Source organism: Oscillatoria sp. CS-180, from assembly GCF_028330965.1.
Lineage (GTDB): Bacteria > Cyanobacteriota > Cyanobacteriia > Phormidesmidales > Phormidesmidaceae > Halomicronema.
Window position 1 is genome coordinate 115322 of the sequence record NZ_JAQMUB010000091.1, and the last position, 17767, is coordinate 133088.

Consider the following 17767-nt stretch of genomic DNA (forward strand, 5'->3'; position numbering starts at 1 on the left):
GCTAGTCTTAGGCACCTACACTATCAGCCACCATAACCCCGCAGTCAGTGCCATAATCGCGCCATGCTGAGGCACCATCAATCGCAGGGGATAGCGGGCGATCTTTTGGGTGAGGGCGATCGCCAACACGGCCCCCACCATCAAAGATGTCCCCTGCAAAAAAGCAATGACGGCTGGATGGGCCACAACCACAGGCAAGCTAGTGCCTGATAAGCCGATGGTCGCAGCGCTAATGGGCAATACCCGTCCGGCCTCAGTTAGAAATAGGCGCAGATAGTGGGCCAGCGTGCCCATCAGGACCAAAGGCAGATAGCCGTAAGCCAGTTCTACAAAGGGGCGAGGCTGGCGAGTGCTGACGGCCTTCTGAATAGCGTGCAGTAGGGCGTGGGCAGCCAAGGGAATAAGAGCAGGAAGAGAAAGGAGGGCGATCGCAAGACCTCCGTGAACCCCAAAAATGTTTGGATCCACCGACCAACTTAGCTTATTCAGCAGCTCTGGCAGGCGATGCAGAAACACTGCGTCCAACAACAATAACAACAGCGCCACTTCATAAATGCGGGGCGTGTGAGTTGTCCACAGTTCAATACCTGGAGGGCGTAAGTTGACCTCTACAGAACGATGGGGACAGGCTTTCAAACAGGTCATACAGAGTACACAGTCGCGGTTGTCTTCCAGCTGAGCGGGATGGGAATACAGGGGACAGCCATCTGTCTCTTGCCCTTCGCCCTTCGCAGGGCCGCCCTTGTAGCACTGATAGGTTGTGCACTCTGCTGAACAGGTGCCCTGCTGTGCCCGCAGTTCCGTCATGGAAAGTTTGGCGTATAGCCCGTTCATGCCACCGATAGGACACAGATAGCGACACCAAAACCGCCGCTCAAAGATTTGCGAAAAGATCACCGCCCCCGCTGTAATCAGCAGCAGCAGACACGATGACAGGTAGGCGGTATTCTCCAAGTCCCACAGTTCTTCCCACAGTAGAATCAGCGCAAATAGGCCAAACAAGAACCAGCCACCCCAGCGCTCAGCTGCCTGACGCGGCCAGCGTTTTAACTGTCGGGGAAAGAGCTTGAGCGAGAGCGTTTGCAAAGCTTCCCCATAGATCATGAAGGGACACACCGCGCACCACACTCGTCCCAAAAAGGGAAAGATCAGCAAAATGACAGGCCACCACCAAGCCCAGAACAGGTTCAAGGCAATGTTCTGATCCCGCGTCTGAGGTCCTATAAAGAGAAGGGCATTGAAGAACGCAAAGGCCGTGAGAGTAAAGCCATAGTTGATGCGGTCAGGCCACCAGGGACTGCGGAGAAAATGCCGTAGTTTGGGATAAGCATTCAGCAGATTGAGGCGAAACTGCTTTTTCTTACTTTGGGACGGCCAAAGAATTTCCTCCGTCAGAACACAACCTGGCGCGGCTTGGGACAGAGCACGAGAGACCAGACTTTCTAGCTCCCGCAGATTATTAGGAAAATCATAGGCTTGCAGTCGTCGAATCGCTTCGGGAGTCACCAAAATCCGCTTCTGCCCCCGCGCTCGACTAATCAAGCTGATGTAGTAGTTCACGTAGTCTTCGATATCAGCCTTGCGGACTCTGAGCGGCGGCACTTTAATTTGCGTATCTACGGCTGCGCTCAAAGCTGAGACAGGTCGCTCTGCAATGAGGATGAAGTGAGCCGTACTGGTCTGCTCGATAGCAGGCTCTGCGTCATTACGACTGATGGGGCAATAAGTATGATGGGTCAGAAGATGAGCGATCACCCCCATCAGTTCCTTCGGCAATTCTTCGACATTATTCAAAATTAGGGTGCCTTGCCCCAGTGCTTCTAGCAGTCCTGGTTTTCCTCCTACTCTTCCAAATAGCTCTGCGCCACTCGTTTGTAGCCGAGCACAGTCTACTTTGATGATGGGCTGACGGCGATAGATTGAACTGTAATGGATCAAAGCAGCGATGTTGTCTTTTTCAGTCCCCGGTTCTCCGAAAACTAAAACTGAGCCGCAATCGTCGTCACACGCTTTGAAAGCATCTCGAATCTGCTGCCGCAGGCGATTGGCATAGCGGCTGCGACCAATCACCCCCCGTCGAGCCTTCGTGACCAGATAGGGTCGTAGAATATCCTGACGCTCTTGTTCATAGGTGAGCTGCGAAGCTATCTGCCGCAACTCCGCTGCAATCTGCTGAGAGAACACCTGCATAATTTCAGGATGCTGGGCTTTCACCTGCTGAAATGACTCTGCTGGAATGAATCCAAAGCGGCATTCGCTTAGGGTCAGAATGGTTTTCTCAACGGATTCGCCGAGAAGGAGCGATCGCAAATTCAACACCGATCCTGGCAAAAAACTCATAGGCCGACTTACCCCCGGCTTATGCTCCAGTCGTCCTGTTTCAAGAATGAACAGTCCTTCCGGTGGCGTATCGGCCACAATAACCTCTCGATGAGGCGCAATCCGACGAACCTCCATCCGCTCGCTCAGAGCGGTTAGAGTCGCTTCATCCAAATCACTCAGGGCGGACCGCTCTTGTAACCAGATCACGCGGTCCTGAAGTGTCGTCGTCATCATTGGCTCACCTCCCGAATGCTATGAGATCCGTTTTAAGTGGCAAGATTCGAGTAATGTGTTGAAATAGGTATAGCGTTATGCGACTGGACAAGTTTTATTGGTCAAAAAAGACCCGCATTAGCCCTAGAAACAACGCCAAGAGAGCTAAATAAGCAGCCATGGCCACCAAAACGTTGACGTCAAAAATATAACGGCTGCCGTCGAATGTGGGACTGATAAAAAGCGTTGAAAAAGGATTAACGAAGGGCTGGGATAAGTTGTAAATAAAACCGGCAAAAGTATTATCAGGATTTGCTGCTGTGAAACGAAGCAAAAACCTTAATCCTAGTAGCACTTCCAAAGCGGCGACTAAGTAGATAACACCTCTTACAAACTTGTCAAGTAAGGTCGATTTTCTTGCTTTGGTATGTCGTGCTGCTTCTTGAGCCAAGCGCTGCCGTTCATGCTGGTCCTCGGGATCAGCACCCCAAGGATCCTGCTGATTTCCTGAGGTATGGGGCAAATTCTGAGGATGAGGTTTGGGATGACGCGAGTCTTCAGGATGAGCCATTAAACTAAGTGGGAAAACACTCGAAGGTTAGCAGATTCATTCCCATTTACTCATGGCACTTCAGATAGGTTTATGTTGAACCTAGCTGATCACGACAAAGGTGATTTGCTTGAAGCTGCGGCTGCCAAAAATGGCATAATCTCGCTGCAAACTTCATAGAAGCCTGTAGTGGGGGGGTGTATGAAAAGATGAGAAATTTTGTTGAGTGCTTCTGTATAAGTCTTATCGTGATGAGATTCCATGTCGCCAGGTTCGTCCCAAAGAATGATGGCGATGCCGCGATCGCTGTCCGGTTCTTGCAATAGGTAAGCACCGCCAAAGCCGTCAGTGTAGGTTGAAACAGCTTTCTCATAGAGTTGACGTGCTTCCGAGAAGCATCCAGGTTTGAACTCGCCAATAGCGACGTAAGCGTATTTGTGTTTGAGGCGGTCTAGAAAATCAGTCATCAATGCTTCCTACAGGTGAATCGCGCTTATCCGCTAACGAGAGCTTCTGCTGCGCAGAGAACACTAAATCGTTTGCTCCAAGCACCTTCACCCTATCTTGAGAGTTTTCATGATTTCTCGATTAGCAACGATTGTTCATCCTGGGCTGTATTCCAAGACTTAACCACAGTCATAACGTCATTCGGTGAGGTCACTTGATACCCCTGAATACCCAGCTGACAAGCAGTCTCTACGTTGCGAGCACCATCGTCGAAGAAAGCAACGGTTTCAGAGGCAGTCTCTAACTCGGCCAAAACATATTGAAAAATAGCGGCGTCAGGTTTCATCTTGCCTAGTTTATAGGACAAGAATAGCGAGTCAAAGTATCTGAAAAAGTCATAGCGATCGCGCAACCGCTCATAGTGCGCAGGATTCGTGTTCGAAAGCAGGGACAGATGATAGTTTTGTTTCAAAAGCGCCAAAACTTCATTGCAGTGAGCCATGGGTGCTTGGACAAACTCTAGAAATTCCTGCTGCACTTTTTCGGGAGCAACGGATAGGCCAAACTCTTCGATGAAGGCGATCGCAAATTCATCAAAGTCAGTTCGACCCGATTCAAAATCAACCGTGCTTTGAGCATTGATCCAGAGATGGTGGAGTTCATCAATGGGAACAGATCGCCCTAATAAGGAGCTAATGCGTTCCGCCCACTCAAGTTGAACCAGCACTCCACCCATATCTAAAACAATGTGTGTAATCATGTTTGGCTTTGTTCAAAATGATTGTGTGAGGTCTGACAAGGTTATTCAAATAGTCAGCAACGCCTGATCAGTGCGAGGTTTCGACCTGCGTTCCAAAAAATCCGTAACCTCAGAGTAGCTGAGGTTGATCTGAGCGATCCCATTAACTAGAAGTCTCCAGCAACCGGCCTGATAGATCAATTGCCAATTAGCTGCTGGATCCGCCGGAGAAATATGATGTTCTTGGTGTTGTGTTGAACAGTTGAAACCCAAAGAAGATGCCTTTTGAAAGAGCTTTTCAGGGGCTTGTGCCATTGTTGACTGATCCTAAATAGACGAAACTATACGTGTGTCTTTAGCCCGTACCCTGTGAATCATCTAACGACTTTCTACTGTAAGTCTGCTCTAAAAATGCAAATTTATAGACGCTTTCATTTCTTTACGAAAGAGTAGAGATCACCTTAGGAATATTTCAGTGTGAAATCAGTCATGATGAAAGGCGATCGAGAGTCGATACGGACAACGCTGGCTCCTTGGGTGTCAAGAACGATTCTTTGCGGCACATATTGTGTATCGCCTTCCACGTCCGGTGGAACCTCCGTTTGTGCTTTGGCCACACAGTGACCGTCATTATTGAGAGCGGAAAGGTTGATTGCCTGACTACCGACTAACACGACTTCGATGTCAGAAACGAAGCTTTTCAGGCTCACCTTCAAGCTTCTCCCTTGATGCATGGGCATGATAGCCAGTGACACAGATTCACTCTGAAATCGAAAGTTAGAAGGGCAGAGGGCGATCGCCGACTCAAACTGCACATGCAGCGATGAAAATTGACTCTCTACCCGCTCAAATTTTTCCAACCAATCAATAGGCAAGCGCCGCCTGGCATTCTTGTCAGTTTCTTGTTCTTGCTGTGAAGAATCGTACGAACCAAGCGGTGCAAGGTTGTCAATTTCTTGAACTTGCATAAGGTTGAAATGTAGTAGACATCCCTGTAACTGGTTGTGATCTACACCGACAACCGAAGCAATCTCGCAGAGTGACCTATTATCTTGTGACAGTTTTAGAGGTGGCGTGACCTTCTCATGAGCAGTTAAAGCGCTAGGAGAGGAGGTAGTTTTATCACCATCTGAGACGGAAGCTGCTTCCATGACCTGTTAAAGATTTGCAAAACTACTTCACCAGCTTTTTACAAAGCTGCGGTAGATGCTCCGGAAAAAAATCCAAAATACCCTTCAGGCTTAGATGCCGCGTTTTCAGAGAACTATTCTGCTACGCCAGATGCTACTGGAATTGTCGCATAGCTGCCAAAAAGTTTGAGCGTTTCAGTACAGTTCTCTAGATTTTTCAAAGCGTCCTGAGTATGTGCCGAGGTCAGGCTAGCCTCTAAATCCAGAAAAAAGAGGTACTCGCCCAAGGACCGTTTAGTCGGACGAGACTCAATGCGGCTCAAATTAATGTCGGCTTCAGCAAAGATCTCTAACGGTCTGAGAAGTGCTCCAGGGCAGTTGATAGGCAAGCTAAATGCAAGAGACGTATGGCTGCCCTCCTGACTGTGCTCTTGATTCAGAATCCAGAACTTAGTGCAATTATCAGGGCGGTCATTAATACTACGCGCCAATACCGGAACTTGATACAGACTCGCAGCCCATTCTGAGGCGATCGCCGCGATCGTCGGAGACTCCTCAAGATGCTGTAACGACTCCGTTGTTGATCGGGTTGGGATCAGCGTCGCGATCGGACACTCGCGAGCAATCCACTGCTGACATTGCCCTAACGCTTGAGGATGCGAATAGATTGTTTCAACTTGTGCCGTTTCCTTAGCATGGGTGATAAAGGTATGCCTGATGGGCAAAACCAAGGCCCGCTGTATTCGTAAGCTATCCAACTGCCAGAGTGTATCTAACGTAACGGCAACTGTACCCTCAATCGAATTCTCGACTGGAACAATAGCGCAGGACACCTCACCGGCAGCGACGGCCTGTATGGCCTGCAAAATACTGGGATAGGTTGTAAGCGTAATATCGCTATGCTGCTGAGACGCCAACCAGGCCCGATAGGCCAGCGCAGCCTGTTCTGAGTAAGTGCCACGAGGGCCGAGATGACCAATAGAAATAGACATAGCGATAATTTAGAAGCAATTCTTCTCAAAGGCGCGTTCTAAGTAGCTGTCCCTACACCTGATACTCCGTCAACAGCCATAAAACCACATTGCCGCCTGAGAAAAATATGAAGAGGTGTTAACCTGAATGAAGAAAGCTTCGTAAAACCACGGCATAATAGGCTTGCTTGTGGGGTTGAATAGCGGAGATTTGAGGAAATCTTCCCCGTTTTGAGATGTTTACTAGACTTCTCTACGGCTTTTCTCCTACGAGACTCTACCATGCTCACCTTTGTGCCATTAGCCTTACTGTCATTCAGGACGGGATTTGCTCTAGTCGTGCAGTTGCCTCCTAATTCCCAACTCAGTTATTAATTCTCCATGCTCCGCCTTTTCGCTAAACAAACTGTTGAGATGCGGGTTCCTCGACAGTCGGTTCCTATCCATCACTATCTCAAGCAGCCCCGGCGTCTAGTTCATGCCCTAATGAATCCGGCTCAGGTAGAAGAGATTAGTCAGGACACCTTTCGATTTCACTTGAGAGGGTTTCAGTTTTTGATGCTAAAGATTCAACCTGTCGTCGATTTGCGTATTGATGTCAGTAAAGATCACTTCCTGACAGTACAGTCGGTTAGATGCAAGATTTACGGGAATGACTTTGTTGATCGACAGTTTCATCTCAACCTGTCAGGAGAATTGCGGCTCAAAGACCGAGCTACTGTGACTGATTTGAATGGGGATGTTAATTTGGCGATCGCCGTAGCACTTCCGCCGATTCTCAAAATGACTCCTCACCCTATTTTGGAAACCACTGGCAACCAAATTTTGAAAGGGGTGCTGACGACGATGAAGCAGCGTCTCTTACGCCAACTTGCTGTGGATTACAAACGCTGGAGTCAACAGCAGTCTACCGCTGCATCCCCCAACCTGAAGCTAGATCAAAAGCCAGCATAGTGGGCTGACTCGTTCAAGATGGCGGTCAGGTTCCATAACTGGGCAGCTTTTGTGAACCATTGCTTCATTTTGCGATTAGGTGAGCCTGTGTCCTATTTAACATCAGCCTGGACATTCTCTTAGCCAGGTCACCGGCAAATGCGTCATGCTTGCCAATGAAGGAATGCAGTGCAAACTGCTAGAACACTCCTACTTAACCTCCCTTTAGCCAGTCAGTTCTTTTTCTTAACCCAAAGTTGGCTGTTTCTTGAAGTAAAAAAACGCAATCTCCTAGGTAATATTTGCTTAAATATCAGAGCTACGGTTTGTGGAGCGTGGGGAGCGCAGAGAATATATGGATAAGTCTTCGGAGAACAGTTCACCGACGACCAAAAGTAAGTTGCTTTTGCTACTGAAAATAGGTGTCTTTTGTTTCGCTACGGGTGCCACTACATCAGCTGCCTTAACTCTAAGTCCTCGTCTTGACTTCAATCATTTTTCCTTAAATCGTAATACGGCAATTTCTGCAACGCCTAAACTTGAAGGCTTAGGCCCCATCGCTAGTACGGCTAGCACCGAAGGTTTGGGAGCTTTCCCAGGTAAGATTTCTGCTAGCTATCTCTGCACACCCCGAGATCATCTGGCCCAAGAGGTTAGCTATGAAGAACCTGTGGCGATCGCTGAAGGTATCTTCAGTCCTGCATTCCATACCTTACGCAGCAGTCTTGACCCCAGCCTAATTAGGAAACTGAAAGCGGCTCCTTGGCCAGAAATCCATGAATCGGCCCGCTCCGCCCGAGTTCCTGTCTTGATGTATCACGACATTCTGGAAGAAAAGGAAGTTTTCTTCGATGTCACCGTGGAGGAATTTGAAGCGCATCTTGTCCGAATTGAGGAAGAAGGACTAACACCCATCAGTTTTGACCAACTGCTTGAGCACCTCCGGACCGGCGCGCCGCTTCCCCCAAAACCCGTTCTTCTCACCTTTGACGATGGATATGTAGGGCACTACACCCACGTTTATCCCCTTTTGAAGCAATATCAGTATCCAGCAGTCTTTTCTGTATTTACTGGCAAGCTGGACGGCGACATTGTAGGTCGTTCCACCGTGACCTGGGAACAGACTAAAGAAATGGCTGCTGACCCACTCATTACGATCGCCTCTCACACCATCACCCACCCCCGTGATTTACGCGAACTCAATGATGAAGACCTTCGGCGAGAGGTTGTAGAGTCCAAAACCCGGCTAGAAGCTGAATTAGGAATCCCTATCCAATATTTCACTTACCCCGAAGGCAACTACGACGAACGTGTCGCAGCAGCTGTTGCAGAAGCAGGCTATGATGCCGCACTCACCATGAGCAATTATGAAGAGTGGTTTGCTGGAGAATCAGACGATCTTCTCAGCATTGGGCGGTTTGGTCAGTCTCAATTAGAAAACGTTATTCCTGAAGCTTGGGAGGGACTTGCAGTTCCTATAGTTGGTCAAGATACCTTTGATTTTTACTCCCCCATTCGAGTTATCGAGCGTTTGGAAACAGAAGAGGTGCCGCTAGCCTTGATTGCAGGTGGCCGCCCGGCAACGGTTCATGCCGATAGTCGTTATCAGCTAACAGAAATCTTGGCTCGGACCAATGCTAAGGGAGCAGTTGATGGCGCTTTCTTTTCTCTTGAATACTTGGATTCCAACGTCATGATTGGGCCAGTTTTGAGCCAAGCAACCCAGACCTTTGTTCCTGGAAACGCCAGCGAAAACCCTCTGTTAAATGGCAGGCCGCTAGCGCTCATTAGCCCCAACGAAGTTAGATTTATTCCCTTCGATTCTAATAAGCATAATGCTTTGGAGGGCGTCCAAGCTGAAATGGAGGATGTCACCGATGCTTTTGTAGGAGCAGCCTGGCTCGTTCGTGATGGTAACCCTCAGGATGAAGCGTCCTTTGGCACACTGTTCGATTTTGATGCTTATCGGCACCGCGCCTTTTGGGGGATCAACAAAGCGGGGCAGCCTGTGCTCGGTGTCACCAAAGGTAGGGTTGATTCAGTCACCTTGGGTGAATTGCTTCATGAAGTCGGTTTCCGCGACGCTATTATGGTCGACTCCGGTGCCAGCACTTCGTTGGCATACGAAGGGGAATCTTTGGTTGACTACATTCCCCGTCCCGTGCCGCACATGATTGCCGTCTTAGCGGAAGAGGAAGCTCAAGGGACTTGTCCTTTGGTATTCGAAGACTTACCCAGTTATGAAGAAGATTGGGCCGAGTCTTTTTAGTGTAACTTTGGCCATCTATAGCGATCCTATTCGGATTTTGAATAAGGTTTTCCAAGGAAAACCTTATTCAAAAAGCCTTCTCACCTCCAGAAATCATCTGAGATGGCTATAGGCCAGTGCACCCAACAGTATCTGGATGCTTAGCGCATCGCTAGATGGCCCGTCACCTTGTCATAACAGAACGGGCGAACATTAGGCTTCCATGAAAGAAACCCAACAAGACCAAAAAGGTCTTGTTGGGTCCTCTGTTTTGCAGGTGGTGGAGCGATCGCGTTACCGCTTCCAACCTCGTTGCCCTATATCAAGTGAATCCAACATAAGCTACATGGGACTAGCGACGGCTATAGGTGGATTGGCTCTTAAGGAAACCCAACAAAATCGTCAATGATCGCAAATGTTGGGCTTCCTTCCTTAAAACCAACCTACATTTCCTAGCCCTGTCATTCCCCTATGGACTAACAGGGGCTTCATCAACCGTTGGACCGCCAGGAGGTTCATCAAGGGTTGGACCGCTGGGACCTTCGTCGATCGTTGGGCCGCCGGAAGGTTCATCAAGGGTTGGACCACTGGGACCTTCATCAGCCATTGAACTGATGGGAGCCTCATTAGCCATTGACCGGGCAATATCTACGAATTGCTCCTGTGGTGGATCGTTAGCCAGCGCCACAACAGTGTAGGTCAAACCATCCTGCTGCCACATTACCAGCTGATTGGCAGTGTCCCCTTCTCCTAACAACAAGTGATATCCCTGAATATCTGTATTGAGCTCAACCGGGGTGACATTTTCGGCAGCTGCCAAATCTTCTGGAGAAATCTCGGTATCCGTCGCTGCAATCATCCCAACAGTACAGCTTGGGTCAGCACAGTCGGGGGTAATTCCTAAGCTGACAACCAATTCCGTGTCGGATGCTGAGCTAATGAATGGATAAATCTCTCCCTCTGAAGGAACTTCTGCAGGCAAGCGAAACTGCCACCCTTCTGGCAACTCTGCTCGAATTTCATCCAGCACAGGTGCAAATAATGGATCTGGAGCAGCATGGGCCGCAGTGAAAGCGCTGGAAAGTCCGATAAAGAGAGCAGCTAAACCAGCCTGTCTGAAAAATTTTGTAGTCATGATTCGGTTTCTCTTAAGGACAAGACCACGCGTGTTCCCCAAATTTCCTCATTCTGGAGAACCCAGAAGTCAGTTTTGGTTTCCTGTACGCAGCCATAAAAAGACCTCGGTTCTGAGCGTCTCTTGGAACTGCGCCCTTAAACGATGCCCCTATTGCTGAATTGTCCCCATCATCCAATCAGTTCTTACAGGTCAACCGACTGGATGGATAGAAAAGTCCAGTTGGAGGAGTCCATAGTTGCGATCATCTTACTGGTGATTGCTCAAGAACAAAGCTGCTGGAAAAGAAACTAGAAGGGTCCAACCGCCCGAAATTAGAATGGCCTGAGGTAAAAGCTGCAACGTTTCCCGCAGCGTCAATGACGCAGTCGTAGTTTGTAACATCAGCAACACGCCCCAAACAGCAACACCAGCACCCAGAGCCACCAAAACTCCTGAGGCCCACCTTTGGCGACGGAATAGAAATAGCGAAGGAACTGCGGCCAAACCTATCAGTAATGCCAGTAAGACGGTGGCTAGAACAGTGGGAAACGACAGCGCATTGACTAAACCTCCCACATCAACCTCCATTGAGATGATGATCGTAGCGGTGATAAAGGCCAGTAGGTAAAACCATGTGAACCCCAGAATGCGTCGTATAGTCATTCTTGTTTTGCATCAAAACTCAGTTTTCTCAACTATCACATTGAGTGCTGGCTAGCAGCATCCTCTGGGCATTCCCAATAGAACGCTAGGTGGGATCATCTATGAGGGTGATAGGAATAAGCCAAATGGGTTTATCCAATAGGTGGATGCTGAAGCGATCACGCCACCCAGGTACTCTTCGAACTCCATTTGTTTCCCTACTTCTACTTGGACATAGACCTAGGAACCGACAACGGTAGCGTAAACCAGAACGTTGAACCTGTACTGAGTTGACTCAAGACACCAATGTCGCCGCCATGAGCAGTAATGATCTGTTTGCAGAGATAGAGTCCTAAACCTAAACCAGGCATATAGCGAGCTCGCTTACCTCGGGTGTATAGCTCAAAAAGACGCTGACATTGGCTGTAGGAAATCCCGACTCCGTTATCTTTGATGCGACAGAGCAGCATGGGTTGAGATCGCGACCTTGAATTAGTTGTTTTTACACAGTTGAGTGAATTTCCAAGACCTGAGGAACCATTGCTGAATCGGGAAGCATAACTCCGAGACGGTAGCACCTCTGCTTCTAGAACTAACTGAATACCGGGAGGATTATGCTTCAGAGCATTTTCGATTAGATTACTAAAGACTCGCCATAGATGAGTGGAATCGGCATTCACAAACGGTAGCTCTGAATCGAGAGTGTTGATTACGTTCACCCGGTTTTGAACAAGCTTAGGCTCAATATCTGCTAGAACCCCTGAAACTACAGTGCTGACTTGAAGTGGTTGAACCTGCAACAGCAGACCTTGAGCATCAGCATGATGAGCTTCTACTAAAGAATTAATTAGTTTAAGTTGGCGATCGCTTCCCTGTAGCAGTCTTTCCAAGACTGGAGCATGCAAAATCACCTGCCCATCAGTGGTTTGGTTCAGCAGATTCTTGATCACCATAGAACTGCCTATCACTGGATTACGTAAATCATGGGAAACGGCATGCAGAAAGATCTGCAACTCACGTTGTGATTCAAATTCAGAACGCCGTAGTCGCTCGCAAACAAAGACACCTGTATTACAGATAAGACAAACCCAAGCAATTTGAATGAAGGTTCCTAGGCTATAGATGCTGTCATAAATAGGAGTATTGCCAATCTCAGTCAATCCTAAAATGGGCAAAACAACCACGTAATAAATGATGGGAAGCAATTGAGAAGCCAAATGCAGGGGCCATCGGAGTGGAACCAATACAGCAAAAGCCAGGAAAATGATTGGACTCGGCGAAACTGGAACATCAAAAAACGTAGCAATGATTTGAGTTATGAATCCGTTTACAGCGCCTGAGAATAGCAAGAAAATGAAGGCTGGATAGCGGTGACCCCAGGGCGATCGATGAATAATCAAGCACAGAATCAGCAGACTGTTAATTACACAAAAACCAATTACCGTGATGCTTCTAAGCTGCTCAGCGAGTAACGGCTCTTCAAAAATCTTGTCCAGATCCGTTCTCAGCTGTTCAATCTCAACGATAAAAAGATATAAACCGTGAGCAGATGAAATGAGAAAACAAACGAGGCCAATCCATAATCCATAACCTAATCGCTTGTATAAAAATTCATGCCGCCACTGTAGATAATCGGCTGATACAGCAGGAGACAGAGTTTGCCTCACCATATGCCAGTATTGGCAGAACTGTTGCCAAACGTAGAAAATGAACCCGTGTGACCGACTGTAACTATAGGGAAGCATCGGTAGTTCTAATAAGTGGGAATTGAGCTGAACTCATACTGCTACCGTACCGACAGACTAGGGCGATCGTGCATCCTCCAGTCAGTCACTTTCGTAGTTATCTTTCTTTTTCAGTAACTGACTCGCGAAACTTACCCAGCAACAAAAATAAGCTGAGCTTATTTTTGTTGCTGGGTAACGAACATCTTTTTATATTGCTTGATGCCTATCAAAGAGAATGTTGACTGTGTAAATACAGATAGCAAGATTCCAATTACACCATAGGGATACTTAAATTTTTTAGATGTGTGAACATCTGCGGAGTTAAAACATGATGACTATTGACTACTGATGGTATTTTTGCCTAACTGAAAAACGATAGAGTAAACGAACTTTTTTTACTTCTCGACAATGTGGAAATGATGAAGCTCGCTTGCTGATTTCCTCATATACCAAGGGTTTTCGTGAACTTGACAGCACAGACACTTCAGTATGTTTAAGTATTTGGTAGTTTCTTTAAAGCTTGTAGAAAGGGACTTTATTAATCTGATGAAACGGTGTCCATCGGCAGGCATTTTGCAGGAAAAATTGGTTCTATACAGTTAGGAACCCGAACAAGTTGTCTACTCTGAGAAGGGTACCTCTGCCCATTGAAAGACATTGTTTCGAGGAGCCATCACCAATGAGATTAAGGCGGCTCAATAGAATGACTTACTGTTCTTTACCTATGAATCAGGCAATTCAAGAAACTGCTTCACAAGTTGGCGTCTATGAATGCGAGGTGAAACTCAAGTTCAGGCTCATTGAAGAAGATTTGGCTTACTGCGATCGCGATCAGCTTTTGCAGATTCTTTTCGATGCGTTGTCCTACGGCAGCGATGAGTATTTGGAATCACTCCAGACGGAAGTTGCTATCCAAGAGGTCGCTGAGATGGAGGCGTCTCCTGATATGCGACGCCAGCTCATCCGACTGCGGAATGCCAGTCGTAGATAGTGCGTCACAACTGGATAGCGGCAAAAACTATGGGAAGCCTAGGTAAAGCCCTTGCTTTAGACCCATCGCACCTTTAGAAACACCTACGCGGTAGCATATCCAAGGCTATTTTTGAAGAAATAATATACACGGAGATTCTAGATGTAAGGGAAAAACTAGTGCGTTTTGTTTGACACATGGACCTCATTTGTCTATATTGGACAATGTCGAACAACACAGGCCCCCATCGTCTAGAGGCCTAGGACACCTCCCTTTCACGGAGGCGACGGGGATTCGAATTCCCCTGGGGGTATTAATTTAGAACTATTACGGAATAACCCCTGCAAGGCTTAATCCCTTGCAGGGGTTTGGTTTTGGCGACTGTATCTTAATGTAAAACGCCTCCAATAGTCTCTAAATGTGCTTGAATACCCCTACAAATTCAGTCACAGTTTTGGCTAAATTTACAGGGCTAGAGTGGGACGGCTCCCAGCTACGGGGGAATTACAGCCCGTCAAAAGTTGAACCGCGTGACCTACCTAATGACGAAGGCATAATCGTCTACCGTGAGACAATTGCTAACCCTGCATGGAGATGGGTCTATAGCATGATGGCGACCTATGGCCTACGCAATCATGAAGTGTTTCACCTAGACTTAGCAGACTTTCCGATAGTGAAGGTGCTGGAATCGACTAAGACCGGGGCGCGTGAGGTTTGGCCGTGTTACCCCGAATGGGCAGAGGAATGGGAACTGCACCTTTGCCAGCTCCCACCGGTTAAACTCGACCGCTCTAATTCTAAGATTGGACATTCGGTCACTCAATACTTATCACCAAAACTACCGTTTTTGCCTTACGACCTACGCCACGCTTGGGCAATCAGAACGCTATTGTTTGGCTGGCCGGTAGAGCTTAGCGCCCGTCAGATGGGGCATTCGGTTGATGTCCATACACGGACTTATCAGCGATGGATTGACCGAGAGAAGATTCAGGCTGTTTATGAGTTGCTAGTGAATCGACGCGATCGCCCACGGCCACCTACGGTTATAGCTGATTGATTTTCTCCTCTAGGAGCCAGCAAGCTAGGTCGATTTGAGCTTGTCGCTGCGACTGAGCCAGATATGGCTCGTACGGCTGACATTTTGGAGCGGTACATTGATAGCAAGGTTGACTTTGTGGATGCTGTGGTAATGGCGATCGCAGAATGGCTCAACCTCACAACCGTTTTGACCCTTGATCAACGAGACTTTCGACTCTTTAGACCCACCCACTGTGAAAGCTTTCGTTTGAAGCCTGAATAAGTTGGTGCGTCAGTAGCTATTTACCATAGGTCAAGGCTTTAATAGAATTACCCAATCAAAAAGCGATCGCTTCCCGTCAAGTCTACGATCGCTTTTTGTGGATTTTGTTGTGGCCTCCATCATAGCTGATGTCCGATTCCCTTGTAAGCCAGAAACGGGTCGCATTGAGCCAACTGGTCAGCTCCTTGCTATCGAAAGATTTTGAAGAATTGTTGTTTGCGCTTGATGTCCCGTTGTCAACACTGCCATCGAATACGGCTTCCCAGGGAGCGCGAGCAGCAGCATTGTTGCAATGGGCCAAGGGGCCGACCGGCTGTGGTCTGAGAGAATTGCTGAAGACCTTAGAGAAAATTGCGCCGCAAGCATTTAAGGACGCCTTGGGCGATCTCAACGAATGCTGCAGAATCATGTCATCTCGGGTGTCAAAACCTCTAAAGTCAGGGGCACCTTTTCTAGCACCGCCCTTACCCCGACACTATGTGCCCCGTCCTGAGCACCTGACTGCGGTCAAAGAAAAACTGTTGGATGAGGCACAACCGGGCACGCTGGTCATCAGTGCCATTTATGGCATGGGTGGCATCGGTAAATCAGTGCTGGCGGCTGCTTTGGTGCAAGAGCCAGATGTGCAACAACGATTTGCCGATGGCATTCTCTGGGTCACGTTAGGGCAAAACCCTGACCTGCTCTCGATGGTGAACCAGTGGATTCGAGAGCTGGGAGACTATGACTACAACCCCACGACTCTAGAGGCGGCTTCTCTGCATCTGCGGACTTTACTAGCGGACAAATGTGCCCTTTTGGTGGTGGATGATGTTTGGAACCCAGAGCACGTTGAGCCCTTTCGCATTGGCGGGGCAGGCTGCTGTGTGCTCGTCACGACTCGGCAGACCAAGATTGTGGGGGCTACCCGCTACGACCTGGATTTAATGACCCCCCAGCAGTCCCTAGACTTGCTGACTCAATATCTGCCCTATGACTTGGACGAGACCGAACAAGCTCAAGCGGCGGTATTTGCCAAGGAAGTCGGGTATCTGCCTTTGGCGCTGGAACTAGCCGCAGCACAGATTGAAGACGGGGTGAGCTGGACAGAGCTGCTGGAAGCCTTTCGGGCTGAGATGGCGGTGTTGGATCTCGATAGCGATGTGAATGAGATCGCCGATGAATCAATTCGTAAACAGCGCAGTTTAGAAGCGTCTTTCAAGCTGACTCTGAAGCTGCTGTCACCTCAACAGCTTGAACAATTTGCTTGGTTGGGCATTGTGCCGGAGGATGTGACCCTGACCCAGGAGATGGCCGCAACGCTGTGGCAGGTGAACTCTTTTCAAGCGGGTAAGCTGCTGCGGGAGTTGAAGAATCGAGCACTACTGCTGCCCCAAGCACAACGAATCGGCGAGCGGCCCACCTATCGCATTCATGACCTGGTGCATGATTTGGCCAAGACTCTGCTGACCCAGGAGCAGTCTCTGGGAGATCTGCCAGGTTTGGGACTTACGATCGAAGCCGCTCACCAAACATTTCTATCTCACTACCAGGTTCAAACCCAAGACGGGCTTTGGCATACGGTGCCCGACGACGGCTACATTCACCGTCATTTACCCTGGCACTTTGAGCAAGCTCAACAGCCGGACTGCTTACACAGCCTACTGCAGGAACGGACCCCAGAGGGCCGTAATGGCTGGTATGAAGCGTGCGAGTCTCTCGGTCAAACTGCCAACTTTGTCACCGATGTCGCGAGAGCGTGGCAATGGGCCGAAGAGTCTTGGGAACAGCAACCCCAGAAATCCATCGTCCTGCAGTGGCGTTACGCTCTGATCACCACGACGCTCAATAGCCTAGCCAGCAATATTCCTGCTGAACTGATTGCTGTTTTCGTCCAAAAGAAGTTTTGGGCCCCGGCTCAAGGGCTGGCTTATATCCGCCAAGCAAAAGAGTCTCATAAAAAAGCAGAGGGCATCGCCGCGATCTCGTCTCTACTGCCGCCTGCCTTAATTGCAGAAGCCGTCTCCCTAGCCCGCGACCTTCAATCCGATGACTCCCGCGCCTTTGCGCTCCGTGCCCTCGCGCCTCATTTACCCGAGCCCTTGTTCACAGAAGCGCTGCAGGCCGCACGGGACATTCAAGACGATTACTACCGCGCCCGTGCGCTCAGTGCCCTCGCCCCTCATTTACCCGAGTCCTTGTTCACAGAAGCGCTGCAGGCCGCACGGGACATTCAAAAAGGTTCCGACCGCGCCAGGGCGCTCAGTGAACTCGCGCCTCATTTACCCGAGCCCTTGTTGACAGAAGCGCTGCAGGCCGCACGGGACATTCAATCCGATTACTCCCGCGCCAGTGCGCTCCGTGCCCTCGCCCCTCATTTACCCGAGCCCTTGTTGACAGAAGCGCTGCAGGCCGCACGGGACATTCAAGACGATTCCTACCGTGCCAGTGCGCTCAGTGCCCTCGCCCCTCATTTACC

General features: G+C 48.9%; 15 protein-coding genes and 1 tRNA gene. 7 read left to right on the forward strand and 9 right to left on the reverse strand.

Features of this window, described 5'->3' with window-relative positions:
* Positions 1–15: 15 nt before the first annotated feature.
* The 6 genes from PN498_RS24450 to pheA form a co-directional block, all read right to left on the reverse strand.
* A complete protein-coding gene (locus PN498_RS24450) occupies positions 16–2556 on the reverse strand; it encodes a sigma 54-interacting transcriptional regulator (protein WP_442951446.1) in 2541 nt (846 codons plus the stop codon).
* A gap of 94 nt (positions 2557–2650) precedes the next feature.
* Positions 2651–3106: a YggT family protein gene (locus PN498_RS24455; protein ID WP_272066057.1), complete on the reverse strand. Its 456-nt coding sequence runs from the start codon at positions 3104–3106 to the stop codon at positions 2651–2653.
* Between the two features lie 89 nt (positions 3107–3195).
* Positions 3196–3552 (reverse strand): antibiotic biosynthesis monooxygenase, encoded by a 357-nt coding sequence (locus PN498_RS24460; protein ID WP_272066058.1) that lies wholly within the window; start codon positions 3550–3552, stop codon positions 3196–3198.
* A gap of 107 nt (positions 3553–3659) precedes the next feature.
* Positions 3660–4292: an HAD family hydrolase gene (locus tag PN498_RS24465; protein ID WP_272066059.1), complete on the reverse strand. Its 633-nt coding sequence runs from the start codon at positions 4290–4292 to the stop codon at positions 3660–3662.
* A 440-nt stretch (positions 4293–4732) separates the two neighbouring features.
* On the reverse strand, positions 4733–5239 hold the full coding sequence (locus tag PN498_RS24470; protein WP_272066061.1) for a hypothetical protein: 507 nt from the start codon (positions 5237–5239) through the stop codon (positions 4733–4735).
* A 296-nt stretch (positions 5240–5535) separates the two neighbouring features.
* On the reverse strand, positions 5536–6393 hold the full coding sequence (gene pheA / locus PN498_RS24475; RefSeq protein WP_272066063.1) for a prephenate dehydratase: 858 nt from the start codon (positions 6391–6393) through the stop codon (positions 5536–5538).
* 360 nt (positions 6394–6753) lie between these two features.
* Here pheA and PN498_RS24480 point away from each other — a divergent pair, with 360 nt between their 5' ends.
* Positions 6754–7326, forward strand: coding sequence for a DUF1997 domain-containing protein (locus tag PN498_RS24480; RefSeq protein ID WP_272066064.1), 573 nt, complete (start codon positions 6754–6756; stop codon positions 7324–7326).
* A 334-nt stretch (positions 7327–7660) separates the two neighbouring features.
* Entirely contained in the window at positions 7661–9574 is a 1914-nt protein-coding gene (locus PN498_RS24485; RefSeq protein WP_272066066.1) for a polysaccharide deacetylase family protein, read from the forward strand.
* Between the two features lie 448 nt (positions 9575–10022).
* Here PN498_RS24485 and PN498_RS24490 read toward each other — a convergent pair whose 3' ends face one another.
* The 3 genes from PN498_RS24490 to PN498_RS24500 all read right to left on the reverse strand — a co-directional run bounded on the left by PN498_RS24490 (position 10023) and on the right by PN498_RS24500 (position 13057).
* Complete coding sequence (locus PN498_RS24490) at positions 10023–10688, reverse strand: hypothetical protein (protein WP_272066067.1); 666 nt, start codon at positions 10686–10688, stop codon at positions 10023–10025.
* 249 nt (positions 10689–10937) lie between these two features.
* A complete protein-coding gene (locus PN498_RS24495; protein WP_272066068.1) occupies positions 10938–11333 on the reverse strand; it encodes a hypothetical protein in 396 nt (131 codons plus the stop codon).
* Between the two features lie 203 nt (positions 11334–11536).
* On the reverse strand, positions 11537–13057 hold the full coding sequence (locus PN498_RS24500) for a sensor histidine kinase (protein WP_272066071.1): 1521 nt from the start codon (positions 13055–13057) through the stop codon (positions 11537–11539).
* 706 nt (positions 13058–13763) lie between these two features.
* Here PN498_RS24500 and PN498_RS24505 point away from each other — a divergent pair.
* The 5 genes from PN498_RS24505 to PN498_RS24525 form a co-directional block, all read left to right on the forward strand.
* Positions 13764–14030 (forward strand): Npun_R1517 family heterocyst differentiation transcriptional regulator, encoded by a 267-nt coding sequence (locus PN498_RS24505; protein ID WP_272066072.1) that lies wholly within the window; start codon positions 13764–13766, stop codon positions 14028–14030.
* 219 nt (positions 14031–14249) lie between these two features.
* Positions 14250–14322 (forward strand) — tRNA-Glu (locus tag PN498_RS24510).
* A gap of 141 nt (positions 14323–14463) precedes the next feature.
* Entirely contained in the window at positions 14464–15066 is a 603-nt protein-coding gene (locus tag PN498_RS24515) for a hypothetical protein (protein ID WP_272066074.1), read from the forward strand.
* A 63-nt stretch (positions 15067–15129) separates the two neighbouring features.
* Positions 15130–15309 carry a hypothetical protein gene (locus PN498_RS24520; protein ID WP_272066076.1) on the forward strand — a complete coding sequence of 60 codons (180 nt, stop codon included), beginning with the start codon at positions 15130–15132 and terminating at the stop codon, positions 15307–15309.
* Positions 15310–15437: 128 nt separating this feature from the next.
* Positions 15438–17767 (forward strand): NB-ARC domain-containing protein (locus tag PN498_RS24525; RefSeq protein WP_272066077.1); only part of this gene is annotated, 2330 nt, incomplete at its 3' end.

Coding starts and splice junctions, on each gene's coding strand:
- pheA (WP_272066063.1), bottom strand. CDS start 6,393: ATGTCTATTTCTATTGGTCATCTCGGCCCTCGTGGCACTTACTCAGAA.
- PN498_RS24450 (WP_442951446.1), bottom strand. CDS start 2,556: ATGATGACGACGACACTTCAGGACCGCGTGATCTGGTTACAAGAGCGG.
- PN498_RS24470 (WP_272066061.1), bottom strand. CDS start 5,239: ATGCAAGTTCAAGAAATTGACAACCTTGCACCGCTTGGTTCGTACGAT.
- PN498_RS24465 (WP_272066059.1), bottom strand. CDS start 4,292: ATGATTACACACATTGTTTTAGATATGGGTGGAGTGCTGGTTCAACTT.
- PN498_RS24455 (WP_272066057.1), bottom strand. CDS start 3,106: ATGGCTCATCCTGAAGACTCGCGTCATCCCAAACCTCATCCTCAGAAT.
- PN498_RS24495 (WP_272066068.1), bottom strand. CDS start 11,333: ATGACTATACGACGCATTCTGGGGTTCACATGGTTTTACCTACTGGCC.
- PN498_RS24490 (WP_272066067.1), bottom strand. CDS start 10,688: ATGACTACAAAATTTTTCAGACAGGCTGGTTTAGCTGCTCTCTTTATC.
- PN498_RS24460 (WP_272066058.1), bottom strand. CDS start 3,552: ATGACTGATTTTCTAGACCGCCTCAAACACAAATACGCTTACGTCGCT.
- PN498_RS24500 (WP_272066071.1), bottom strand. CDS start 13,057: ATGCTTCCCTATAGTTACAGTCGGTCACACGGGTTCATTTTCTACGTT.
- PN498_RS24485 (WP_272066066.1), top strand. CDS start 7,661: ATGGATAAGTCTTCGGAGAACAGTTCACCGACGACCAAAAGTAAGTTG.
- PN498_RS24520 (WP_272066076.1), top strand. CDS start 15,130: ATGGCTCGTACGGCTGACATTTTGGAGCGGTACATTGATAGCAAGGTT.
- PN498_RS24505 (WP_272066072.1), top strand. CDS start 13,764: ATGAATCAGGCAATTCAAGAAACTGCTTCACAAGTTGGCGTCTATGAA.
- PN498_RS24480 (WP_272066064.1), top strand. CDS start 6,754: ATGCTCCGCCTTTTCGCTAAACAAACTGTTGAGATGCGGGTTCCTCGA.